The sequence below is a fragment of the Armatimonadota bacterium genome (genome assembly GCA_029907255.1).
Classification (GTDB): Bacteria; Armatimonadota; UBA5829; order DTJY01; family DTJY01; genus JAIMAU01.
This window is the reverse complement of sequence record JARYMF010000005.1, coordinates 92,902-115,727: the sequence shown is the minus strand read 5'-3', so window position 1 is coordinate 115,727 and position 22,826 is coordinate 92,902. Positions and strand designations below refer to the sequence as shown.

Below are 22,826 nucleotides of genomic sequence, written 5' to 3'. Positions count from 1 at the left end.
GTTTGCGGCGGCTTTTGTATGGCTTTCGGCGAACTTTGATTAGCCGAAGTTCATACAATTTGGGGCAAAATCTAAGCCTTTAGTATTTGCGAATCCTTATGTGGTGTACTGCTCGGCGGCATTAGGTCGGCTTGCTGTCGCTGTTCAATGCCTAGCTTCTTCAGCCAGTTTATAATCCTTCGCCGATATGCCGTGTTTAGTGCAATTGCGGCAAACCGCAGTTTTAGTGCAGGACCAAGTCTGCGAAGTATGGAGCTGGTAGAATATACTTGGCGGTAGGCATTTCGCAGTCCCTCAAGAAGCGCTTCTGGTTTCAAACGCGCCGGCTTGTATACGACGTGGGCACCATCGTAATGGCTCCAGTTCTTATCTATTATCCTGCCTTCCGATTCAAATTCGTGAAAAATCCGCGTCCCTGGGAATGGAGTCAAAATCGAAAATTGCGCCGCATCAATCTTTGCGCGGTTAACAAATTCAACAGTTCTTTCGAATACACTTTGGTCGTCTTCGTCAAATCCGAAAATGAAGGCGGCAAGAACGGCAATACCCACATCATGAAGCCGAGCAACTACTTCCTTATAGTTTGTCTTTGTGTTGATAGTTTTTCCGATGTTTTTCAAAGTGTCGTCGGAAAGCGTCTCCATCCCAATGAAAAGTCCCTTACACCCACTTTCGGCGGCTAATGTCATTAGCTCCGGGTGCTTAAGTATACTGAGCGAAGCCTGTCCAAACCATTGCTTTTTCAACGGTTTTAGGGCTTCGAACAGTTTCTTTGCATAGGCTGGATGTCCCATTATGTTGTCGTCCACAATTAGAATGAGGTTTCCCGGAAGCGATTGGATTTCTTCCACAACGGCTTGCACAGGTCTCATACGGTATGTGCGGCCAAAGAAAGAGGTTACTGAGCAGAATGAACAATTAAAGGGACATCCGCGAGTAGTTTGCACTGTGTACGCAAAAAGGTAGTCTTTTGCATCAACTAGGTCGCGCCTGGGTGAAGGGATGCATTCAGGGTTTGGACGGTCTTCGCTTGTATAGAATTTGCGTAGTCTGCCTTGGCGAAAGTCTTCGATTACTGCCTCCCATTTTCCCTCTGCTTCACCAACCACTACGGCATCTGCATGATTCGCCGCTTCCTCGGGCAGTGCTGTGGCGTGGACTCCCCCAATGACTACGCACTTTCCGCGTTCTCGAAAGCAGTCGGCTATTTCGTATGCTCTATTTGCCGCCGCTGTTGTGGCTGTGATGCCAACTAAATCGGCGTTTGTATCAAAATCTATGGGCTCTACCGATTCGTCAATGAGTTCGACCTCAACGTCTTCGGGGGTCAGCGATGCCACTGTCATAAGCGATAACGGAGGAAAAAGAGGTTTCGGATCTTCTTCGTAGGATTTCTCTTCCTCCATTCGGGGCGCTATTAATGTTGCTTTCATTTTTGCTCCTCTCCTTTCGCCCAATCATACCCTTGCTCCCAAGGTACAATGGCGATTGCCTGGTATGCCTTCGCGTAGTTATCAAGCTCAGGAGCAAGCGTGGTGAGAAGTGCTTCGCCGCCATCGGTTGCAAACGCGTTGTACTTGCAGACAACTTCTCTCAAGACGTGTGGATTGTCTATTATCATGCAGGGCGTAAGGTGGTTCTCGTTGAAAGGCTGTTTCTTCCGAATTGCACGGAAGAACTCCGAGTCTAGGGCTTCTTTCAAAGACTTACTGCGTATGTTGTCAACCGCAAAGTGCGAGAACACGCAGGGTTCAACGTCGCCCCTATGATTAATGTGGGCGTAAAGCCTGCCACCAGCCATGCAGCCCCTGGTAAGAGGCCCGTCGTTCCAAAAGTCGCCGACGAATATCGGCCGTGTGCGTCTTATCTCCAGCGTGCGAGCGCGAAGGCGGTCGCGTTGCTCCGGCGTCGGCATAAGGTCAAGCGATGGGTTCTTTCCTATGGGAATGTACGTGAAGAACCAGCCGAAGTAAGCCCCCTGTTCGATGTAGTAGTCAATGAATCTTTCGTCGGTCAAGACGTCTACATTGCGGCTGGTCGCTGTTGCAGAGAATCCGTAAATGCATCCATTGGCTTTGAGGGCTTCCATTGCCGCGATTATCTTCTTGTGGGCGCCTTTCCCCCGCCGCTCATCTGTTTCCTGCTCGAATCCTTCGACGCTTATGGCTGGAACGACGTTGCCAAGCTCTCCTAGCAACTTTGCGGTCTCTTCGTCTATTAGTGTGCCATTTGTGTAAATTTGGAACGCAACGTCATTATGCTTTTTGTATATATCTAGGAGGTCTTTGCGGATAAATGGCTCCCCGCCAGATATAGTGATGAAATGGATGCCCATTTCTTTTGCTTCGGTTATTATTCTGTCTACTTCTTCCGTGGTCAGTTCTTCTTTTTGGTCATACGCTCCAGCGTAGCATCCCCAGCATCTAAGATTGCATCTCATCGTTGGACTGATGACAAGAAGGAAGGGCGGATAGTAGCCGTGGAGGGCTTCGAACTGCTTCCGCTTTTCTGCGCCTTCCCACACCCCTCGAACAAAAAGGTTCATTATTACACCCTCGCGCACCTTGGGACTGGTGTCGCGCAAGACCCTGCGGGCAAGTTCAATGGACGGATGACCTTGCTCAAAGAGGTCCCTAATCCATGCAATCTGCTTCTTATGTTCGGGATGCCGCGCAACAATTTCTGCCGCCCGCGTTATCTTGATAATGCTGTCGTCAGAGAACTTGCTCAAAAGTGCGAGCATTTGCCTCAAGGCGAATGAACGACTCTTTGTCGCAAAAGCTGGTCTGTTCATACTTTTTTGCCCCCTTTTGTCCCTTGGTTGTTGGTTAAGCGAGTAATTTCTAGTTCCATGGCTAGCCTAGAATATCCTTTTATAAGCGCTAACTGCCGCGTTCAAAGAGCCTCCTCCCAACATTTGCAGATTTCGGGCTGGGTTCGGCTTTGGTTGTTTGACTGCCGCATGTCTTCTTACTATGTTTGTTATTTACCCCAAACATGCATTCTTTATGAGTAGAAAAACCTAATTCCTATAATTTGTCAAGCACCATTGGTGAAAGCCAGCGGTTGATTCAGCAAAAATAGTCATAAGGAGTATACCCAATAAATCTGTGCTGACAACCATATAGAGCCGCCTAAGTATTTATGGCGACTTTGCTATTTGGCTGTTGCTCCTCGGTGCGCAGAGAGTTGGGATTTGCACGAAGGACTGGACACTGCGCATGTCGAGATATTGGAAAGGTGCCGCCGACTGCCGTTTGGGGCTTGCGGCTTTCACCCATTTTTATTCGCCGTTCGAGCAGTGACGAAAACTGCAAACAAAGCAACTGCAAAAGCGGCTGGCGTATTCAAAAGAGTTCAATAAGCGCTAAACAGCATGCGCCTCGCTTTTGCCTTATTAAAAAGAGTTTGCGATTTTGTTGGATTAGGTACTCTTTTTCTACCCATTTTCTTGCTTTTTTTACTCTTTTCTTCAATGCTTGTTGCCGCTTTTGTGGAAGTTTACCAACCAATTGCAAACTTTGATGTGAGGCGGTTCAATCTCTTTGTACTTTTGTGCAAAACTTTTGCACAGTCGTACAACATTTTTGTACTTCGGTACAACACTTTTGTACTTCGGTACAACATTTTTGTCCCTCGGTCTAACAATGTTGTCCCGCGGTCTAACAATGTTGTACCGCGGTCTAACATTTTTGTACCGCGGTCTAAAAATATTGCACAACGGTACAAAGTTGTTGTTCTAGCGGCAAATCAAGTTAAAAATGCCTTGATTTGAGATAGTGTGCTTTTGGTTTTTGTGCTAGATGCGCCTAATTCATTTGTGCAATCGCCTATTCTTTTTTGCAAAAGGGATGGTTCGGTTTGGTTAATTGATTTGGGTTTGGTTGGGCGGAAGGCATATTTAGGAGAGCACTGCGAAGAATCCCCCCGCTTGGCGGTATTGGTTGGAGAGCCTAGCTTGTTTTTTCCTGCCTTTGAGCGGGGGGATTCGCTTTGGCTTATTTTGGTTGTGAGCGGCTTCAGCTTGGTTGGTTAGTTTACTATGAACCCGCGAAAGTGCTTGCCGGCCGATGTTGGACTCCGCGTTTGCCTTTGGGGATTGCCCTTTTACTTTGATGGCTTTTTCTTCAGCAAATGCTTGTCGAAGAATGCGTCTATCTTTTCGTCAACATCGGGTCGCGAGGGCCACCCGTGTTTTCCACCTTTCACTATGTAGATATGGGATTCGACTCCCGCTTTTCTCAGCACGTCGTGGAGCAATTGGCTTTGGCTGTGCGGAGTTAGTGGGTCGCTGTCGCCGTGAAAGATGTAGAACGGCGGGTCGTCTTTTGATGCGTATGTTGTTGGGCTGGCTTTCCGACAGAGTTCTGGGTTCTCCCAGAAGGGTCCACCGAGGAGCCCCGAGGCTGAATCCTTCCCGTCGTGAATCATAAAGCGCTCGGTCGCTTTGCCTTGCTTCACCAACTCTTCTATCGCTAGGAAGTCCGTCATTCCATAGAAGTCTACCACGGCTTGAACGCGGCTGGAATATTCTTGCCAGCCTCCGTTCCCTTCGAATTCCTCTATTCCGCTGGTTGTACCAAGCATGGACACGAGGTAACCGCCTGCGGATGCGCCCCAAACGCCTATCCTTTCGGGGTCTAGGTTGTACTTCTTTGAGTGTGCGCGGAGGAACCGAATTGCACACTTGCAGTCGTGGATTTGCGCTGGGAATATTTTTTCGGTACTGAATCTGTAGTCAATTGTAACGCCCAAGTATCCGCGTCTAACGAAGCGGATGAGGCGCGGATATCCGGATGTCTTGCTTCCACCGCGGAACCCTCCGCCGTGTATCCAGACTATTACGGGCATAGGGTCTTTTGGCGGTTTCTTTAGGCGGAGAATGTCCAATCTATGCTTTTCGTTTCCGTCGGGGCTGTAGGGGATGTCTTTTATTAGCTCGATGTCATCGGGTATTTGGAACTCGGACTTTGTTGGCGCGGTTTGCTTTTCGGTTGCGGGAACGACCGCGGCAATTGCTAGCGGGATTAAAGCGAAGATTAGGGCGAACGAGGCCGTTGTGTACATTTTACTTCTTCCTTTCCTTTAGGTGTTTGTCGAAGAAATCCATAACCAATTTATCGGTTTCGGGGGTTTTGAAGCCGTGCCCCTCACCTTTCACGATGTGGAGCATGCATTCAATTCCATTTTTCTTCAGAGCTTCGTATAATACCTTGCTTTGGCTGAGGGGGACGAGGTTATCGTTTTCGCCATGCGCGATGAAAAACGGCGGATCTTTTTTATCAACGTAGGTAGTGGGGCTGGCTTTCTTCGCAACGTCAATTTTCTGAGAGAAAGGTCCCCCAAGGAGTTTGGAGATTGCTCCATTTGCGCGCTTTCGCTCTAGCTCTTCGATGTTAAATCCTTTTTTCTTCGCCTCTTCTGCCCAATATAGAAAGTCAGTGGGACCGAAGTAATCGGCGACGGCTTGGACTTTGCTAGAAAACTTTTCCCATCCGCCGTTCCCTTCAAGTTCTTTCACGCCGCCTGATGTACCTAGGAGGGCGACGAGGTGGCCGCCGGCGGAGGAGCCCCAAGCGCCGATGTGATTGGAATCAACGTTGTAATCTTTGGCGTGGGCGCGGAGCCACCGAACAGCACATTTGCAGTCCTCGATTTGAGCGGGGAAAGGGGCTTTATCAGTGAGGCGGTAATTAATTGTAACGCAGAAATACCCGTTTTGGGCGAGTGGGATGATTTTTCGAATACCTGCCTCCTTGCTTCCACTTTGCCATCCCCCGCCGTGAACAAAGATAACGGCTGGCATTGGTTTGATGGACGGGCGTTTTGGGCGGACGATATCGAGTGTGAGAGGTTCGTCCCCGCCTTTACCGTATTCCACGTTGCGTATGATTTCGATATCGGCTGGGATGGCTTGTTTTAGTGCGAACCCCTGCAGGCACAAAGCTGGGTTGTTGGAGTTCAGGCAAGCGGCACAGGCGAGCAAGAAAACGATAATGGCGAGCGTCCACCTTACATATGGGCTGTGGCTTGTTTTATGGGTCATTTTGGCATCGCGCTCCTTTGTCGGTGCTGTTTGCTTTTAATGTACTTTGAGCCGATGGAATGTCAATTTGGGCTGAACAGGTTGGCTGTGGTTGCTTATGTATAACGTATGATAACCCCAAGAGTAGGGAATTGTCTAGTCATTTGTCATCCTGCGTTTCAATTCGTTGATGCTTTCTTCGAATCCGAGTAGCGGGGTGTGGAGCTTTTGGATAGTATTAGAAACGTCGAGCACAAGTATTTTGGAGCGGTTGGCGATTCCTGGAGAAGAGTCCATATACATTGGTTCGATTAGCGATTTAGGGAGATTGAAGACCTCGGCGATTTTCAGTGCCCACTCCAGGCGTGAGACGACGTCGGGGCACTCGACATGGAAGATGCCGGTGAGTCGGCGTTCGACAATCTCGAGGCAAGCGTCGGCAAGATTCCATGCAGGGATTGGGCACCGATATTGGTCTGCGTAGGCTTTGATTCTGTTGCCAGCCTTAAGGGCGTCAATTATTTTGTCGGAGAAGGATTCTTGGAAGGGGAACTTACGCGGGCCAAAGATAATTGATGTGCGGACGATAGCCCAGCCGCCGTTTGAAGTTGCAACGGCCGCCTCCGCCGCGGCTTTGGTTAGACCGTAGTAGTTGGGTGGGGAAAGCGTGTCGTTTTCCTTATAAGGGTTTTTCTCGCCGTTGAAGACGGTGTCGGTGGATATGTGAACGAGGTGCGCGCCAATTTTCTCCGCGGCGCGGACAATATTAAAAGTTCCGATGACGTTGGCTTCGAAAGCCGCGAGTTTATTTTGCTCGCAGAAATCGGGTTTTGCTTGTGCGGCGGTGTGGATAATTGCGTTGGGCGAGGCGCTGGCGATTACCTCTAGCACTTGTTCGGCGTTCGAGAGCTCTAGTTGAACGGTTCGACAGCCTGGCAGTTCGATGGCGTTGTGTCTATACGAGGCAGTGACGTCCCAACCTTTTTCCGCCGCTTGAACGGCGGCATAGCTCCCGAGCATGCCGCTTCCGCCTGTGATGAAAAGCTTTTTCATAGGCTGTCAAAAAGGGCCTCGGCGTCCCACCAAGGCCCTGTTTAATCCTCTAATCTTTTTGCAAAGGTTTTAATAAATTGCCGCCTCGGTTTCGGGATCGAAGAGGTGGCTTTTTTCCATGTCAAAGACGATTTCCATTTCGGTTGCTTCTTTTGCCTTTGTGTCGGCGTCAATTGTCGCGACTAGGTTGTGGTTTCCGGTCGTGAGGTACATTGTGCAAACGGGTCCCATGGGCTCGATAACATCTACCAGGGCTTTGATAGTATTTTCCTCGGTGGGTTTCACTAGGGGGCTGAGGGCTTTATCGAAGATGTCTTCTGGGCGAATGCCGAAGATAACCTTCCTACCGACGTATGATTCGAATTTACCATTTTTCGATTCGGGAATTACCACTTTGAAGCTTCCGGCATCAACGACGTATCTGTCGCTAGCTTTCAGGAGTGTTGCTTCGATGAAGTTCATAGCCGGCGTACCGATAAAGCCAGCGACGAACATGTTTGCGGGATTGTTGTATAAGCCGAGAGGAGTGTCTACTTGCTGAACAACCCCGTCGCGCATAACGGCAATTCGGTCCCCCATTGTCATCGCTTCGACTTGATCGTGGGTTACATAAATAGTAGTTATTCCGAGCCGTCGGTGCAGTTTGATGAGCTCGGCGCGGGTTTGGACGCGGAGCTTTGCATCAAGGTTGGATAGGGGTTCGTCCATGAGGAAGACTTTTGGTTCGCGGACAATAGCACGGCCAAGAGCCACTCTCTGCCTTTGACCGCCGGAAAGCTGTTTTGGCTTGCGGTCGAGCAGGTCGGTAAGGCCGAGCATTTGTGCAACTTCGGTGACGCGCCTCTTGATTTCTTGCTTGGGGACTTTGCGGAGTTTCAGCCCAAATGCCATATTGTCGTAGACGCTCATATGGGGATAGAGCGCATAGTTTTGGAAAACCATGGCAATATCTCGGTCTTTGGGCGAAACGTCGTTTACGAGGCGGTCCCCGATGTAAATCTCGCCCTCGGTGACTTCTTCGAGTCCCGCAATCATTCTAAGCGCTGTCGTCTTTCCACAGCCTGAAGGGCCAACGAGGACCAAGAATTCCTTGTCCTTTATTTCAAGATTCATATTTTTGACTGCGACGACAGTCTTAAAAGTCTTAGTTAGGTTCTTCAGTATGACGCCGGCCATATTATGGCGTACCTCCTCATGCTGTTTCAGGAAAATTTCCGATAATCAATTATAGTTAAGGCCCTCACTTCTTGTCAACGGATGCAGGTTAATAAGGGAATTGGAAATTGGGATAGCGGAAACCGTGACTGTGAGTTAAATGTGCGGCTGTATTTTTTCAACAATCTGATTTTTTGGCACTGCACCCACAATCGTTTCAATGACGTTCCCATTTTTAAATAGCATTAAGGTAGGGATGCTCATTATTCTGAATCGCGCGACGACCAATGGGGACTGGTCTACATTAACCTTGGCGACCTTGAGCTTTTCCTCGTAATTTTGGGCTACTTCTTCTACGATGGGTGCAATCATTCGGCAAGGTCCACACCATGGTGCCCAAAAGTCAACAAGGACTGGGGTGGTGGATTGCAGAACTTCCTGCTCGAAATCTTCATCGGTAACCTCTTTTACGTTGCTCATTTTCTTTGTTATTTCTCCTTGCAGAATTGGTTAATGGAGGGGTGGCTAGGCTCACAGCTTGCGCTATTCTATTGCAACAACGGAAGGTTGTCAAGAAATTAGATAGGTTTGTTTGCGGAAAAATTTTGTCTTGGGTCAAAAAGTAAGAAAAAGCACGTGCATCTTTTTGGTTTGGGGTAGAAGCTTTTCAGACTGGAAGAGTGGCGAGTATACTTTTGGTAGAAACATTTGCGGTTATTTTGGCATTGTTTTGGATAGCGGCAGAGGCGGCAAAGGGCTGCTTACCATCGGTACTGGCGCTGGTTGTATTCTTGTCGCATTTTTACTTGAAAGCTAAGGGAAGAATCTATGGCTTTAGTGTTGCTCTTATTTGAACTTTGATTATAACCAAAGCAGGACCGGTAATTGACAGTCCGGAATCTGTTGCATAATCAAGCAGTTTGGCTTCTATCTCCATTCCAGTGATGGATTTCCTCCAGGTTTGTCCCTTCTTTGCATTTTTTGCGGTGATGCGGAAAATTGGCTCGATAGGTTTTGCTCTGTCTCGAACCACAAGATGTATTTCGGTGTCCGACCCTGCTTCGCCTGAGATGGTCATCGTCATAAAACTAATGCCCTGCGTTCCTTCATTGGTTTCACGCCCTTTGAAATTGAGGCTGAACATTCGCGGAATGCGATAGGTTATGACAACTGGTGAGCCGTCAGTTGGCAAATCGGGCCTGGGCCCTTCGACAAATCTGGGGTCTTCACTGTCAATATAGAGCGCCCCAGGTGCTGGCTTTGGTGTGGGTTCTTGATGTGTCTTGGTTGGCTTTGGTTGAGGCTTTTCCTGAGATTTGGCTTTCGACGGCACACTTGGTTTCTCTTGGGACTTTGCTTGAGGCTTTTGTTTTGGATTGGCATCGGCTTTAGCCTGCTTGGATTTGGGAGAGGCGGAAGCCTTGGGTGTTTCCTTTTGTGTTGATGAGGCGGGCTTTGCAGCCTCTTTGGGCTGTTCTTTGGCTTGAGCAATACCGATGTTTTGCGGAGTTGTTTCTGTTGATTCTTGGCGGCCGCAGCCCGATGCGAATAATGTCAGAATCGAAAAAAGAGCTATTATGGACAAAATTGCAGCAATTCTTACCGAACGCACTATAGGTACCTCCTTACCATAGGCGAGAGCCTGACTTTGGTATAGCACTTGGGAGGAGGTTTTGTCAAGGTATTCCTTTTAAGAACCATCCAGTGTTTGCCTATTTCCTACATTGGTGATATGGTTCTCAGTCTTTTAACAATATCGGGCAGAGCATTGATAACTGTATCCACGTCCTCTTCTGTATTCTCGCGGCCAAGGCTAAGCCTTAGGGAGGCATGAGCGAGCTCATGGGGCAAGCCGAGGGCGAGAAGTACATGCGAGGCTTCAAGCGTTCCGGAGGTGCAAGCGGAACCGCTTGACGAACAGATGCCCATCATATCGAGAGAGATAATCATAGATTCGCCTTCGACTCCCTTGATGCTGACGTTTACAATATTGGGGAGGCGTTTGGTAGGATGCCCGTTCAGTCGACTGTCGGGGATTCTTGTGAGAATTCCCTGGATGAGTTTATCTCTTAGGCGAGTTAGGTATTCTGCTTCCTCCGCCATGGTTTCCTTTGCAAGCTCTGCGGCTTTCCCAAGGCCAACGATGCCAGGCACATTGTGGGTGCCTGCGCGCTTGCCGTTTTCTTGGCCGCCGCCGTGCATAAAGTTTTCAATCCTAACGCCTTTTCGGATATAGAGCGCTCCCACTCCTTTAGGCCCATAAAACTTATGTGCCGATAGCGAAAGCATGTCTACTTTCAATTCGTTAACATTGATTGGGACCTTGCCAACAGACTGAGTGGCGTCTGTGTGGAAAAGAATACCCTTCTCGCGAGCAATTTCTCCAATTTCGGCTATTGGCTCGATTACGCCAATTTCATTATTTGAGTGCATTATTGAAATTAAAATTGTTTGATCTGTAATTGCGTTTCTTACATCTTCGGGGTCTACTAAGCCATCCGAATCTACCGGCAGGAAAGTTATATTAAAACCCTGCTTTTTGAGGAATTCGCAGGGTTCAATGACGGCATGATGTTCAATTGCACTGGTAATAATGTGGTTTCCTTTAGATTTAAGCGCAAAAGCAGTGCCTTTGATTGCCCAGTTATCCGACTCAGTTGCGCCGCTGGTGAAGTATATCTCCTTTGTGTTTGCGCCAATTAATGAAGCGACTTGCGCGCGAGCATCTTCGACTGCTTGCCTTGGTTTCCCTGCAAATGAATAAAGTGTCGAAGGATTTGCATATTCCTCGGTTAAGAAGGGCATCATCGCATTAAGTACTTCTGGATGCATCGGAGTTGTTGCAGCATTGTCCATATATATAAGTTTTTTCATGGAATCCTCCTTGGGCGAAGGGAAAAATTAGGGATGATTTCCACCAACTGTCCCCACATTGAAACTATATTCCCTAATTCGCCAGTTCTTCCTTTCATTTGCATTGACTATACTTTTTTCAAAGGGTACAATTGCAATGCTATGATACTAGACGATTTGCCACGAATCAAGCTTGCACATCTTCCGACGGCGCTTGAAGATGCGCCTCGTTTGGCAGCGGAAATTGGCGTTAGCCGGCTACTTGTCAAGCGTGATGATGCCACAGGGCTTGCGCTTGGAGGAAATAAAGCTCGGAAGCTGGAGTACTTAATGGCTGAAGCAAAAAAGCTTGGCGCTGATGTTGTCCTCACATGTGGGGGACGGCAATCGAACCACGCTCGAATGACTGCGGCAGCTGCTCGAAAACTTGGAATGGATGCAATTCTTTTTCTGAACGACCCAAAGCCTGACGAATTTCAGGGCAACCTTCTTCTTGATACCATCTTCGGTGCCGAAATTCGTTTCCTTCCAGGCGTAGGCGGTGTTCAACTTGAAGACGTTATGGCTGCAGAGGCGGAACGATTGAAATCTCAGGGAAGGAAGCCATACGTAATCCCTGTTGGTGGGTCCACTCCTCTTGGGGCGTTGGGTTATGTGAAAGCCATTCAGGAACTTGCGCATCAGTTGGATGATTTGGGTATTGTGAACCCCGACATAGTTTTAGCAGTTGGGTCGTGCGGAACAATTTCAGGGGTTGTTGTCGGATGCCACCTTTTCCTGCCCGAAGCTCGCGTAATAGGAATTTCGGTAAGTCGTTCAGCCGCTCATATCCGAGAACAAATGAGGAAAATTACGGTTGGTGTTTGGGATCTTCTGAGGGCAGATGGTGAGCTAACATTTGATGCATTTGAGATATACGATGGGTATATTGGGGAAGCATATGGCATTCCAACAGAAAGTGGCAAGCATGCGATACTGTTGGCTGCGAGGACGGAGGGTTTGATACTCGACCCTGTTTACACGGGGAAGGCGATGGCTGGTTTGATTGATCTTGCGAGAGAAGGCAAGATTGGTAGCGAACGCCCAGTTCTCTTTTGGCATACTGGCGGCGCGGGAGGCCTTTTTGCGTATAAAGATATATTCTACGATGAGGCAGTTGCCCTTAGTCAGTGAGTTAGTAGGTTTTCGCTTGGCGGTAGGAGTTCCCTGCGGAGGCTGAATATGCTATTGCGCGATATTATACCAATACTTGAAGATATTGCCCCACCCGAGCGGATGTTGCCAGATGACCGAATTGGATTAATGATTGGAGACCCAGGCCAGGATGTTCGCTCGATAGTTGTGACAGTTGATGTTACCCTTCCGTTATTAAAATCTAGGTCAGCCGATTTAATTATCGCGCACCACCCGCTAATATACAACCCGTTACGTTCAATTCGGCTAGACCAATACCCCCAGAAAATAGTCTATGCGCTAGTGAATGCAGGCGTGAGTCTCTACGTTATGCATACAAACTACGATTGTGCGGATGGTGGCATCAATGATGTTCTGGCAGACCGGCTGGGAATTGCAGATCCCCAGATTCTCAAGGTTACTGGCGGCGAGAAGCTTTTCAAGCTTGCGGTATTTGTGCCAAATGAAGCTGTGGATGACGTTCTTAATGCTGTATGCGAAGCCGGTGCAGGATGGATTGGCAATTATTCTCACTGCACTTTTCGCTCTCCGGGAACTGGGACTTTCAAACCGTTGGAGGGTGCAACACCATATATTGGCCATGTAGGTGAATTGGAGCAGACAGCGGAGTTTAAGCTTGAAACAATCGTTCCTGAGAAGCGCTTGCATGATGTCTTGCGTGCTATGTTGGCGGTTCATCCTTACGAAGAAGTTGCGTATGATGTTTATCCCCTTTGGAACAAAGGCAAGGAGTGGGGGTTGGGTAGGTATGGAAAATTGCGGGAACCAACCACCTTTGGCGAATTTTGCTGTTTAGTTCGAGATGTGCTTAATAACGAGGTACTTCGCGTGTCCGGTGATTCGGGTGCGCCGGTCGAGACAGTGGCGGTCGTTGGAGGAGGTGGCAGCGGAGAGGTCGAGGCGGCGTATTCAAAAGGGGTGGATGTATTTGTAACTGGCGATTTGAGGCATGATCGGTTTGTGGAGGCCCGAACGCTTGGGTTGATGGTTATTGATGCTGGGCATTTTGAAACTGAACGGCCAGGAATGATTGCCCTTGCTCCTAGGCTCCATGATATACTTTCGCCACATGGGGTGACTGTAGAATATGTGGACGAATTAATACTTGGTGCTGATTAAAACTTTAGTAGAAGGTTATCGTGCCTGATTCGGGCACGCGAATTACCCGAATAATCTGCGACCCTGAAATTTCCGCACCGCTAATACCAACTACAATTGCAAACTTTCCAATTTCTAGCCCAGCAGGAGGCGGCGCAAGTACCTTCACGCCGATGTTGCCATATTGGTCGGTGAGGTGTGCTCCGTCGTCGATATAAAAATGGCTGTTAGGAACTACCGCTGTTACTTCACCCCAGACTCTAACCTTGAGTCCAATGTTATAAGGGCCATTTGCTTCAAACACACTCGGTGTCGGCGGACCTGGGCTTATTCCTCCAAGGTTGCGGTTGCAAATTCCCAGAGGGCTTGGTGTCTGTCCTAAGCTGCCTGATTTGTGTACTTTAACTGCTTCAATTTGCCGCTCAGCGTTTGATGTAGAAAGCATGCCGAAGACAGTGACGACATCTCCTTCGGCAGGCATTGGGCCATTCCAATGTACTCTGATGCCTGAGCAACGGCTGGGCTCTTGGATGTAAAAATGATCGCTAAACTTGGCAGAGACGATTTTATTTGAGAGGCTTACCCACGAATTGTCTAGCTTGGTAAACAGGTCGCTAATATTGTTTACTTCTTCTATCGTCTCTCCACCGGTCATTGTCTTCAAGATGGTCCCCATTGCTCCCACTGCCCAGCCTATACGGGAATTTACAAAACAAACCGAATTAAGCGGGTTACTTGTTGGAGAGGTAAGTTTCAGCCAGCTGTCGCCTCCGTTTTGCGTTCGGGTAATCGCTCCCAAATCACCAACACCCCAGCCATAATTGTTGTCAATAAAGTCAAGCGCGTAAAGGGTGTTTGTTCCTACACCTGCGGGTACAGAAGACCAACTTGCTCCACCATTGGTGGTCCTTAGTATCTGTGTTATTAGATTATCATCGAACAGGTTGCCAGCAATCCAAGCATGCGTTGAGCTCCAGCAGTCAACGGAGGTCAACATCGAAGTTTTACCGGTTGGCAACCTAGTCCAGCTTTCACCACCATCAACTGTTTTAAGTACAACGCCACTATTTCCAACAATCCAGCCATTTAGCGCATCTGCGAATCTGATGGAATTAAGGGTAGAAGTGGTTCCTGATGTTACGGATTGCCAGGTGTTGCCACCGTTTGTTGTTTTTAATATTGTGCCGCTCTGTCCCAACACAAATCCCTTGTTTTCATCTAGGAAATAAACACCTTTGAGCGTTAATGTTTTCCCTGATGATTGGGGAAACCAGGTTTCACCGCCATCTGTAGTGGCAAGTATGGTGCCACCTCCCCCTACTGCCCAGCATTTCAACCTGCTAATGGCATGAACACCAAATAAGATTTGCCCAGTGTTTGAATTCTGCATCGACCAAGTGGTTCCACCGGTAGTTGTGTGAAGTATGACTCCAGCATCTCCTACCGCCCAACCATTTTCCGTGTCAACAAACCATACCGCATTCAACTTACCTATACTCGAACCGGCTTGTAAGTTCCATGTTAGTCCCGAGTTTGTCGTTAAGAGAATTTTGCCTCCTGCGCCTACTACCCAACCGGTACTGGAGTTTATGAAGAATACTCCGTTCAGTGAACTGTTAACGCCTGGCATATTTCGCTTCTGCCAGTTGGTGCCACCATCGTTGGTATATAATATTTCGCCGCTTTGTCCAACTGCATAGCCTATGCTGTCGGATAAAAATTGCACAGAATTTAACATATTTGTGGTGCCAGATGTTTGGGGTACCCAAGTAGCTCCACCATTTGATGTAGTTATAATTGTTCCATTGGCGCCAACAGCCCAGCCATGCGTTGGGCTTACGAAGTATACAGAGATAAGCTCATAGTCTACGTTAGACGTCTGCTTTTCCCAATTCTGACCACCATTGGTAGTGTGGCGAATTGTTCCTTGTCCAGTTTCAGGGTCTATTGCCCCTACCGCCCATCCTTCCTGAGAGTTTATGAAAAAGATGGAATTTAGGAACGGAGTGTTTGTGCCTGATAGCTGAACAGACCATGTTGCCCCAGAGTTGGTGGTCTTGAGTATTCCGTCTCCCGCAACCCATCCAGTGTTTTTATCTATGAAGTATATAGAGCTTGCTGCAATTGGGGACGACGGACTTGAATTGTTCCAGCTAGAACCCCCATTTGTTGTTTTGAAAATCAAGCCTTCTTGAGAGCAAATCCAGCCGTTGACATTGTCAACAAAATGCACGCTTGTCAGATTGTTAAGGGTTGGTGAGGACGCAACATTCCATGTAACGCCTCCATCAGTTGTTTTTAAGATTGTGCCGACATCGCCAACAGCCCAGCCGACGGAAGCGCTTACGAAGTGTACGTCTGCTAAGTTGTTCCCCTGTGGCAGTGGGTTTTGCCAAAACCATCCGGATAATGCCGCGAATGCTGGCAAGGGGAAAACTGTTCCGATGACCCAAACTAATATGCACAGGATTGTTCTGATATTTGTCATTTTTTAATCACTTTAACGACGGATTTGCAACAAGTAATGAGATTAAGATCTTGGAGTAAAGCGGCATTATGCACATCAAAGAAGTATGCGATAGGATAATTCGGCTGGCGAAAACCATCCGTGGCGGTAATTTTGAATCAAGCGGAAAAATCACAAGGAATTTTATTACCCATCTATACGAGAAGCACCAGCTTGTTTATTATAACTTGTTATGGCTACCTAGTCAACTACTACTGCAAAAAACTGGTATTTCTACGGGGTTATTTGTTCTTGCTGATTGTTCAATCGCTTGAATAATTTGAGTTACTATGAGGCCATCTTCGCCTGTTACCCTCGGTTCGCGGTCATGTAGAACGCAATCGATGAAGTGGCGAATGCTTTCCGCAGCAAAACCCATCTGCGCGCCGTAAATTTGAGGCATAACTAGAACATCGGGGTAGGAGGCCTCGGTTTCTGTATACTTTTCCAAAATTCGTGCATGACTTGTATCAAGGTACAGTGCACCTTTATCGCCAATAATTTCGCATTTGAGGTCAATTATATTCGGTGTTGTCTTTGGAAGAATCCAGGAGTTTTCAACATGCGCTGTTGCGCCTGAGTTGAATTCCAGAGTAACCTGATAAAAGTCTGGGGTATTAATGCCCATTTTTTTAAGAACACGCGATCGTGAAACAGCGTATACTCGTCGAACTTCGTCTTGGAGTAACCAGCGGATGGTGTCTATTGAGTGGGTACCTATGAACCATTCCACCGTAGACTTTTCTGCCCAGGTAAGCATCGTTGTTGGCACGTAGATTGTGTCGTTAAGGCGGTAGTAAACATGCTGCGGCTCACCGATATCACCTCGGCGGATTGCTTCCCATGCTTTGTAGAATGGCGGGCTCCAGCGGTTGTGAAAATCAACCATTAATTTTACGTTTGAACGTTTGGCGGCATCAATGATTGCTTGACATTCTTCGACCGTCATAGCGAGGGGTTTTTCGACAAGAATATGTTTGCCTGCTTCTGCTGCCGCTAGAGCGATTTCCGCGTGTGCGAAGTCAGGCGTGACGATGGAGACTGCACTGATAGCTTCATCTGCAAGAAGCTCAGCGTAATCTTTGTAGTGAACAGCACCATACGCTTGCGCAATTGACTCGGCACGATGCTCAATTAAGTCGCACACGCCGGCAAGAATTACGTGTGGTGACGAGGCATACACCCTCGCGTGTAGCTCTCCCCATTGTCCCGCACCAATGATTCCGAAACCGACTTTTTCCATTTCTTGTTCCTCCAAGGGATATCAGGAAGCGAGTAATTGAGTTGCTTAATTCTAAACTTCTACCTTTTCAAGCGGCGCAAATGAAAGCATTAGCCTTTTTACGCCAATTTCTTCGAAAGCAACCGTGATTTGTACGTCTTTGTCATCTGATTTAATATCAATCACTATTCCCAAGCCAAAAACGCTGTGTCTTACATAGTCTCCAATCTTGAAGGCTATTGTCGGTCCTCTTTGTTTTTCAGTGCCCACCCAAAGCTGTGAAGTTGGCATATCAGCTTGTGTTGTCGGCCTATGGGTAACGAACATTTCAGGCGGAATTTCCCTAATAAACCGAGACGGAACCATGCGCCTGTGCTCGCCAAACAGAGTCCGAGTATGTGCATAACTTAAGCAAAGTTCATCTTTAGCTCGCGTCATTCCAACATAACACAGCCTGCGTTCCTCCTCAAGCTCTTCTCTGCTTTGCATAGAGCGGCTGTGAGGGAATATACCTTCTTCCATGCCAACCATGAAAACTACAGGAAACTCTAGTCCCTTTGCTGAGTGAAGGGTCATAAGCACAACTGCATTTTCATTTTCTTCATAGCTGTCAATATCCGACATTAGTGCCATTTCTTCGAGGAACTTGGCTAGCGTTGGATTCTCGCTTATTTCCTCGAATTCTTTTATTACTGAGAAAAGCTCTTTAACGTTTTCTACCCTTGCTTCTGCTTCGTGAGTCCCTTGTTTTTGAAGCTCTGTTATGTAATTGGTGTTCTCCACAATCTCGATTAGTAGTTTACCCACAGAGTATTCCTCTTGTTTAGAATGGAGAAACTCGATTAGCTTGGCAAGTGCATTCAACTCACGTCGTGCACGAGGTACTTCTATTTCTTCTAGCCGGTGCAATGCTTCGTAGAGGCTTATGCCCTCTTTTTCAGCGAAGTCCCGTATACGCTCGATGGTGATAGGCCCAACTCCACGTGGAGGAACGTTAATGATGCGCAGTAGGCTTACGGTGTCTGAGGGATTGTAAGCAAGGCGAAGGTAGGCTAGCAAATCTTTGATTTCTTTGCGCTCGTAGAATCTGAAGCCTCCAATAATCTTGTATGGCACGCGATAGTTGCGGAGAACGTCTTCAAACACACGTGACTGAGCGTTTGTCCGGTATAGCACCACAAAATCGGAATATTCCCTTTCACCTGCCAAAACCTTATCACGCATCCGGTTAACAACTTGCGACGCCTCGTCGTGCTCGTCCGACGCTTCGATTTTATCGAGGAGCGCCCCTTCCCCGCGTTCCGTCCAAAGCTTTTTCTCAGCGCGTGTAGAGTTTTTTGAGATAACATGATAGGCTGCGTCGAGGATATTCCGAGTCGAGCGGTAATTTTGCTCAAGCTTCACCACTTTTGCATCTGGAAAATGCTTTGTGAATCCTAGTATAATTCCCACATCTGCGCCACGCCATGAATAAATGCTTTGGTCGTCGTCTCCAACTACGCAGATATTCCGATGTTCCTCGGCAAGTAGTTTCACAAATTGAAACTGAGAATGATTAATATCCTGATATTCATCTACGAGAATATGCTTGAATTTTTGTTGGTAATGTTGGCGAACGTCCGGGCATTCTCGGAGTAGCCACACGGCATATAAAATTAAGTCGTCGAAGTCAAGTGCCCGATTTTCAAGAAGCTTCTTTTGGTAGAGGGGGTAAACTTTTCCGATTTGGTTCTCGAGAGCACCTTTGTAGAGGTTGATATATTCTTCAGGCATAATCATCTGTTCTTTAGCATGACTGATATGCCATTGTATTTGCCTAGCAGGGTAAAATCTTTCGTCAATGTTTAGCTGCTCCAGGCATTCGCGAAGAAGCGTGAGTTGATCTTGTTCATCGAATATGACAAAGTTCCTATCCAAACCAATTCGGTCGCCTCGTTCTCGAAGCATTCGGGCACAGACGGAGTGGAAAGTACCAACCCACATCTGTTCTAGCATTCGACTTCCAACTAAACCTTTAATGCGCTCTTTCATTTCCCGCGCGGCTTTATTGGTAAAGGTAACTGCAAGGATATTGGACGGCCTTACACCCTTTGCACCAATCAAATAAGCCATTCGGTAAGTAAGAGCACGAGTCTTGCCGCTTCCTGCTCCTGCAAAAATCAGGAGAGGACCCTCTGAGTGGCATACGGCTTCCCTTTGGGCGGGATTCAAGTCTTTGAGGATATGTTCCATGGGCGTCTATGACATTATAGCCCATCGTCTGCCTTTCTGGGAAGGTATAGTTGTTTGCACTTTGAGTTTAATTATCCGCGCAAACCGTATTTGGCAAAAAAATCTTGGATTGTTAGGCGTTTGAGGTCGCTGTTTAGAAGGGCAATATAGCGGCGTAATTCTGGTCGAGACATACGTTTAGGTGCCATATAGATCTTGTGGCCGAGCCTGCGGTCTGTGAGAAAAACCGCATCTCCGCCTAGTACTTCGACCTTGAACCTTTCGATGGCAGGTTTGGCAAGTTCGGATTCCGCAAGGTCCATATTGTTGTGCCCCGACCCTGTTTAGGAAACGCAAAAATAGGCGCCATTAAGCGCTGTGGTTACTGCGGGATTCCATTTATGCTTCCTAAAATGGGAAAATGGTTGTCCCGCGGTAATCAGCTAACTTCGGCAGCCTGGCAGTCATGTCTCCTAATCGTCGGGAGAGTTAGACCCAGCGGCTTTGCGTCCCCGCCTTTCGACGAGTTTGCCTTTTTCGGTTGCTAGTTACCAATATAATTATTGGTACAAGAATATGGGCTTTTACCCCGTAAAATTACTGGGATTTCTCTTCAGGAGAGGTAATAAGAGTTAGATAGTCAATTTTGCGTTTCCCAGCGGCGGTAAGGTCAACAACTATGCCTTTAGCTGCCAAAGGCTGGGCACTACTAAAACCTGGAGACTGCAAGCTAATTATGGTATTTACAAAGCGTGCAGTTCCCACTCGCTCTGTTGCTCTAACGATAGGAATTATTTCGAAATCCTCATTGTAGTATCCGTCTTCGTCTGTTGAATATGGGGCGAATGTACGTATAACTCCTTGAATGCGCTTCTTGAACCCCGAGAGGTCGTGTGATGGCCTTTCGATTCCAAATGTATCTATAAGCCAGACAGGCGAATTTTTCTTCGACGAGTTCCATCTTCTGAGAAGCGAGTCTAGCAAATTATCGCATGCTGTTCTGTACAGCAGTTCCCATTGGCCTTGGAGCCCAGTGCATGCGGAGACTATCTGTTGGAGTGGAAGCCAATCTAGATTGCGAATTGGACCTTCGGGTATATCAATGGAATCCGCTCCAAACTCAATAAAAAACTCCCGCCGCATAACATCGTTATGGCCAGGGTTCCCAATTGGATTTGGCAGGGAACCACCATATCTCATACTTCCTCTTGACGTTGGAATAAGCATTGACGTATAGTCGAGGGCTAATCCATCAATCTCATAAGCAGAAAGCTCATCGAGCAGGGCACGAAGCCTAACGCTGACTTCAGGATTTGCTGGATTGACTGCATTGCCTGTGGTTCCTTCGCCGTAGTAGAATTCCAAATCGGCTAAATCGGCGTCGCTAATCTTTGTTGCGGCAAGGCTTTCGGACCTTGTTCGGCCAAAAATATCGAAATCAAGCAACCCAGTTTCCTTTCTCACCCAGTTCTTATTTGTCCCATCTGACCAGCGGAGAACGTCAAGCACAGCGAAAACTTTAATTCCTTGATTGTGCGCTGCTATGATTACCCTTTTAAGGTAATCTTGGTCTAAACCTTGCATCATCGGAAAGTTCCGACTCGGAAACGCAGTATATCCGGAAGTAAAAACTCGCAGGAATAAGTTGTTAAAACCATGCTCCTTAAGTGATTTGGCTATAAATTCGGGTGATTCACCTGCGGCAGGCTTCCAAACGCACGCGCGCATTGGCGAATTTAAAACTACACGAGTGCCCGACTCAGCATCTTTTAAAGATGCAGTCCGGTCGTAGGAGGTATACCTGATAGGGAATATTTCAACTCCCGCGACTCCGCCGGGTGCTTCCCATGACAGCTCAACTGGCCCGGGATTTTGGAAGTTGAAGGTAAGCTTAACAACGATGTTTGGGATGACGGATACCAACTTTCGGTCAGCCGGTAGTGAGCCTCTCCCCTCTGCAGTAATCAGCTCTTTCTCGATGAAGGCTTTCTGAGTTGGTTTGATTGAGTCCCAAGTAAGCCCTCCAGCGGCATCATTCAGAACCAGAGATTCTAGTTGTTGATTGCCTAATTTAAAGCGTCCTGTTAAATCAAGAGGCAGCATTGTCAAAATATTGTGCCGCTTGATTGAATCAGAGGTTTTGTTATCAATGTTTTGTTGGTCAGCCGTGAGTTTATTTTGAAGTTCACGATATCTGGCTGCAATTTGGCCAATGCCCATTCGGTCAACTGAGAATATGTATCCATCCTCGAAGCGCCGCCATGTTCCCGTCGTTGCCAAGGCGACCGCTTTTAATAGCCGGCCTGCAGAAACACCTCGACCTTGAACATATAGCTGAATGTTGTTTGAGCCTGGGCTTGCATAAAGCTTGATACCTGTACTATTGGAAATTACCGACGAAAGTTCACTAATGGTTGTTGTACCTGACAGTTGAATTGGTTTGTTGAGGGCTTTTAGAGAAAAATTCAAATCAGATTCTTTTATGCAGTTGTCTATTTGCTTTGGCTCCCATGGTGGAGGCATCCGTCTTAGTCTATATCCACCTTCATCTCTGATTCGTAAGTCTGCAAGAACCCATCCTGCCTTGCTCCTTGGTTGGGTGCAATTTATGTTGAAGTATGAACCAAACGGATAGCGCTGATTTTCAGACTGTGGACCTTGGATGGTTAAGTAATCTACCGATAGGTGCGCAGTCAGGTAGCAATTCTTAATATCCAGCTTTTCGGCCGGTTTTGCCTTAGAAAGGTCTGCATTTTGCCCGGGTTCCACTGGAACAACAGCCCTTGGTCCTGAGAAAATTTCGGCCATAATTTTTTGCTGGTCGGTTGTAAGCTCAGAAAATGGTAGTCCATTTTGCGAGCCAAGGAGACGAAGTTGACGGTTGGTCATACTGAAAACTAATTGGTTTATAAGCATTGAGAGTGGCCTTATCGGTTTTGCTCGCCCTTTCGCCAAGTCCGTCAAATCAGGTCTTTTCGCAGGGGCAAGGACGAAAATGCCGTCCTGCTGAAAGAGCCTCAGGCAATACAATGATGCAAGTTTTTCTAGAGGAAGCAATTTGGCGTCTTTATGAGCTTCCTGGTATTGTTTCTCGCTGGGGGCAGTTCCTTCGGCTGATACTATCGCCTCCGAATTTTGGCCATAATTATCCTTCAAATATTGGAAAAGCGAGGGTACGGTGCTCCATTCATCCTGCGCAAAGGCGAATGTTGCAAGCAATAGTAGCATGACAATACTGAGAATACTTATGCTAGCCCTGGACAAACCAAACTTCATTTACTTGCCTCCTGTGCTGTTAAATTCCTATTCAGTAATAGGACGCAACTTGATATGCAAATGTTGAAGGTGCATTCACTCTATGATAAACATAATCTCATTTCCAAAGTCGCTGTGTTAGTTGCTGGGAGTTGAGCCGGCTAATATCAGAAAGAATGCCATTTTATGAATCTTTCAACAATTAATATTACAATGGCGCTAATACAAAATCTTGCTTTTTAAGTTTTCACTCT

General features: G+C 47.4%; 16 protein-coding genes and 1 riboswitch. Of the genes, 2 read left to right on the top strand and 14 right to left on the bottom strand.

Translation table 11 applies throughout. The features are described from left to right. Nucleotides 1–71: 71 nt before the first annotated feature. The 9 genes from QHH26_05740 to nifS form a co-directional block, all read right to left on the bottom strand. The gene (locus QHH26_05740; protein MDH7481468.1) at nt 72–1,433 is read right to left on the bottom strand and encodes a radical SAM protein; all 1,362 of its coding nucleotides are present in this window, start codon (nt 1,431–1,433) and stop codon (nt 72–74) included. Then, the gene (locus QHH26_05735; GenBank protein MDH7481467.1) at nt 1,430–2,794 is read right to left on the bottom strand and encodes a radical SAM protein; all 1,365 of its coding nucleotides are present in this window, start codon (nt 2,792–2,794) and stop codon (nt 1,430–1,432) included. Before QHH26_05735 ends, QHH26_05740 begins: the two co-directional genes overlap by 4 nt. A 1,313-nt stretch (nt 2,795–4,107) precedes the next feature. Beyond that, entirely contained in the window at nt 4,108–5,067 is a 960-nt protein-coding gene (locus QHH26_05730) for an alpha/beta hydrolase (GenBank protein ID MDH7481466.1), read from the bottom strand. A 1-nt stretch (nt 5,068) separates the two neighbouring features. Beyond that, the gene (locus QHH26_05725; protein ID MDH7481465.1) at nt 5,069–6,046 is read right to left on the bottom strand and encodes an alpha/beta hydrolase; all 978 of its coding nucleotides are present in this window, start codon (nt 6,044–6,046) and stop codon (nt 5,069–5,071) included. Nucleotides 6,047–6,181: 135 nt separating this feature from the next. Further along, nucleotides 6,182–7,078 carry an SDR family oxidoreductase gene (locus QHH26_05720; protein ID MDH7481464.1) on the bottom strand — a complete coding sequence of 299 codons (897 nt, stop codon included), beginning with the start codon at nt 7,076–7,078 and terminating at the stop codon, nt 6,182–6,184. A gap of 69 nt (nt 7,079–7,147) precedes the next feature. Next, nucleotides 7,148–8,254 carry a sn-glycerol-3-phosphate ABC transporter ATP-binding protein UgpC gene (ugpC, locus tag QHH26_05715; GenBank protein MDH7481463.1) on the bottom strand — a complete coding sequence of 369 codons (1,107 nt, stop codon included), beginning with the start codon at nt 8,252–8,254 and terminating at the stop codon, nt 7,148–7,150. Nucleotides 8,255–8,389: 135 nt separating this feature from the next. Continuing rightward, nucleotides 8,390–8,713, bottom strand: a complete 324-nt coding sequence (gene trxA, locus QHH26_05710) for a thioredoxin (GenBank protein ID MDH7481462.1) — start codon at nt 8,711–8,713, stop codon at nt 8,390–8,392. Nucleotides 8,714–9,059: 346 nt separating this feature from the next. After that, nucleotides 9,060–9,845: a hypothetical protein gene (locus tag QHH26_05705; GenBank protein MDH7481461.1), complete on the bottom strand. Its 786-nt coding sequence runs from the start codon at nt 9,843–9,845 to the stop codon at nt 9,060–9,062. A 107-nt stretch (nt 9,846–9,952) separates the two neighbouring features. Further along, nucleotides 9,953–11,107, bottom strand: a complete 1,155-nt coding sequence (gene nifS / locus QHH26_05700) for a cysteine desulfurase NifS (protein ID MDH7481460.1) — start codon at nt 11,105–11,107, stop codon at nt 9,953–9,955. A gap of 33 nt (nt 11,108–11,140) precedes the next feature. Here nifS and QHH26_05695 point away from each other — a divergent pair, with 33 nt between their 5' ends. Both QHH26_05695 and QHH26_05690 read left to right on the top strand, forming a co-directional pair. Beyond that, a complete protein-coding gene (locus tag QHH26_05695) occupies nt 11,141–12,259 on the top strand; it encodes a D-cysteine desulfhydrase family protein (GenBank protein ID MDH7481459.1) in 1,119 nt (372 codons plus the stop codon). A 48-nt stretch (nt 12,260–12,307) separates the two neighbouring features. Continuing rightward, a complete protein-coding gene (locus QHH26_05690; protein ID MDH7481458.1) occupies nt 12,308–13,399 on the top strand; it encodes a Nif3-like dinuclear metal center hexameric protein in 1,092 nt (363 codons plus the stop codon). 4 nt (nt 13,400–13,403) lie between these two features. On the opposite strand, the gene QHH26_05685 is transcribed toward QHH26_05690, so the two are convergent. The 5 genes from QHH26_05685 to QHH26_05665 all read right to left on the bottom strand — a co-directional run bounded on the left by QHH26_05685 (nt 13,404) and on the right by QHH26_05665 (nt 22,593). Next, complete coding sequence (locus QHH26_05685; protein ID MDH7481457.1) at nt 13,404–15,866, bottom strand: YCF48-related protein; 2,463 nt, start codon at nt 15,864–15,866, stop codon at nt 13,404–13,406. Between the two features lie 223 nt (nt 15,867–16,089). After that, complete coding sequence (locus QHH26_05680) at nt 16,090–17,127, bottom strand: Gfo/Idh/MocA family oxidoreductase (protein ID MDH7481456.1); 1,038 nt, start codon at nt 17,125–17,127, stop codon at nt 16,090–16,092. A gap of 51 nt (nt 17,128–17,178) precedes the next feature. Next, the gene (gene pcrA / locus QHH26_05675; protein MDH7481455.1) at nt 17,179–19,338 is read right to left on the bottom strand and encodes a DNA helicase PcrA; all 2,160 of its coding nucleotides are present in this window, start codon (nt 19,336–19,338) and stop codon (nt 17,179–17,181) included. Nucleotides 19,339–19,409: 71 nt separating this feature from the next. After that, complete coding sequence (locus QHH26_05670) at nt 19,410–19,640, bottom strand: hypothetical protein (protein ID MDH7481454.1); 231 nt, start codon at nt 19,638–19,640, stop codon at nt 19,410–19,412. 125 nt (nt 19,641–19,765) lie between these two features. Beyond that, nucleotides 19,766–19,860: riboswitch (cyclic di-GMP riboswitch) on the bottom strand. A 54-nt stretch (nt 19,861–19,914) separates the two neighbouring features. Then, the gene (locus QHH26_05665) at nt 19,915–22,593 is read right to left on the bottom strand and encodes a hypothetical protein (GenBank protein MDH7481453.1); all 2,679 of its coding nucleotides are present in this window, start codon (nt 22,591–22,593) and stop codon (nt 19,915–19,917) included. Nucleotides 22,594–22,826 lie beyond the last annotated feature (233 nt).

What these genes read in the sequence shown, in the direction of transcription:
- ugpC (MDH7481463.1), bottom strand. Translation starts at nt 8,254, where the DNA reads ATGGCCGGCGTCATACTGAAGAACCTAACTAAGACTTTTAAGACTGTC.
- pcrA (MDH7481455.1), bottom strand. Translation starts at nt 19,338, where the DNA reads ATGGAACATATCCTCAAAGACTTGAATCCCGCCCAAAGGGAAGCCGTA.
- QHH26_05670 (MDH7481454.1), bottom strand. Translation starts at nt 19,640, where the DNA reads ATGGACCTTGCGGAATCCGAACTTGCCAAACCTGCCATCGAAAGGTTC.
- QHH26_05735 (MDH7481467.1), bottom strand. Translation starts at nt 2,794, where the DNA reads ATGAACAGACCAGCTTTTGCGACAAAGAGTCGTTCATTCGCCTTGAGG.
- QHH26_05720 (MDH7481464.1), bottom strand. Translation starts at nt 7,078, where the DNA reads ATGAAAAAGCTTTTCATCACAGGCGGAAGCGGCATGCTCGGGAGCTAT.
- QHH26_05695 (MDH7481459.1), top strand. Translation starts at nt 11,141, where the DNA reads ATGATTTCCACCAACTGTCCCCACATTGAAACTATATTCCCTAATTCG.
- QHH26_05730 (MDH7481466.1), bottom strand. Translation starts at nt 5,067, where the DNA reads ATGTACACAACGGCCTCGTTCGCCCTAATCTTCGCTTTAATCCCGCTA.
- QHH26_05740 (MDH7481468.1), bottom strand. Translation starts at nt 1,433, where the DNA reads ATGAAAGCAACATTAATAGCGCCCCGAATGGAGGAAGAGAAATCCTAC.
- QHH26_05685 (MDH7481457.1), bottom strand. Translation starts at nt 15,866, where the DNA reads ATGACAAATATCAGAACAATCCTGTGCATATTAGTTTGGGTCATCGGA.
- QHH26_05665 (MDH7481453.1), bottom strand. Translation starts at nt 22,593, where the DNA reads ATGAAGTTTGGTTTGTCCAGGGCTAGCATAAGTATTCTCAGTATTGTC.
- nifS (MDH7481460.1), bottom strand. Translation starts at nt 11,107, where the DNA reads ATGAAAAAACTTATATATATGGACAATGCTGCAACAACTCCGATGCAT.
- trxA (MDH7481462.1), bottom strand. Translation starts at nt 8,713, where the DNA reads ATGAGCAACGTAAAAGAGGTTACCGATGAAGATTTCGAGCAGGAAGTT.
- QHH26_05680 (MDH7481456.1), bottom strand. Translation starts at nt 17,127, where the DNA reads ATGGAAAAAGTCGGTTTCGGAATCATTGGTGCGGGACAATGGGGAGAG.
- QHH26_05725 (MDH7481465.1), bottom strand. Translation starts at nt 6,046, where the DNA reads ATGACCCATAAAACAAGCCACAGCCCATATGTAAGGTGGACGCTCGCC.
- QHH26_05690 (MDH7481458.1), top strand. Translation starts at nt 12,308, where the DNA reads ATGCTATTGCGCGATATTATACCAATACTTGAAGATATTGCCCCACCC.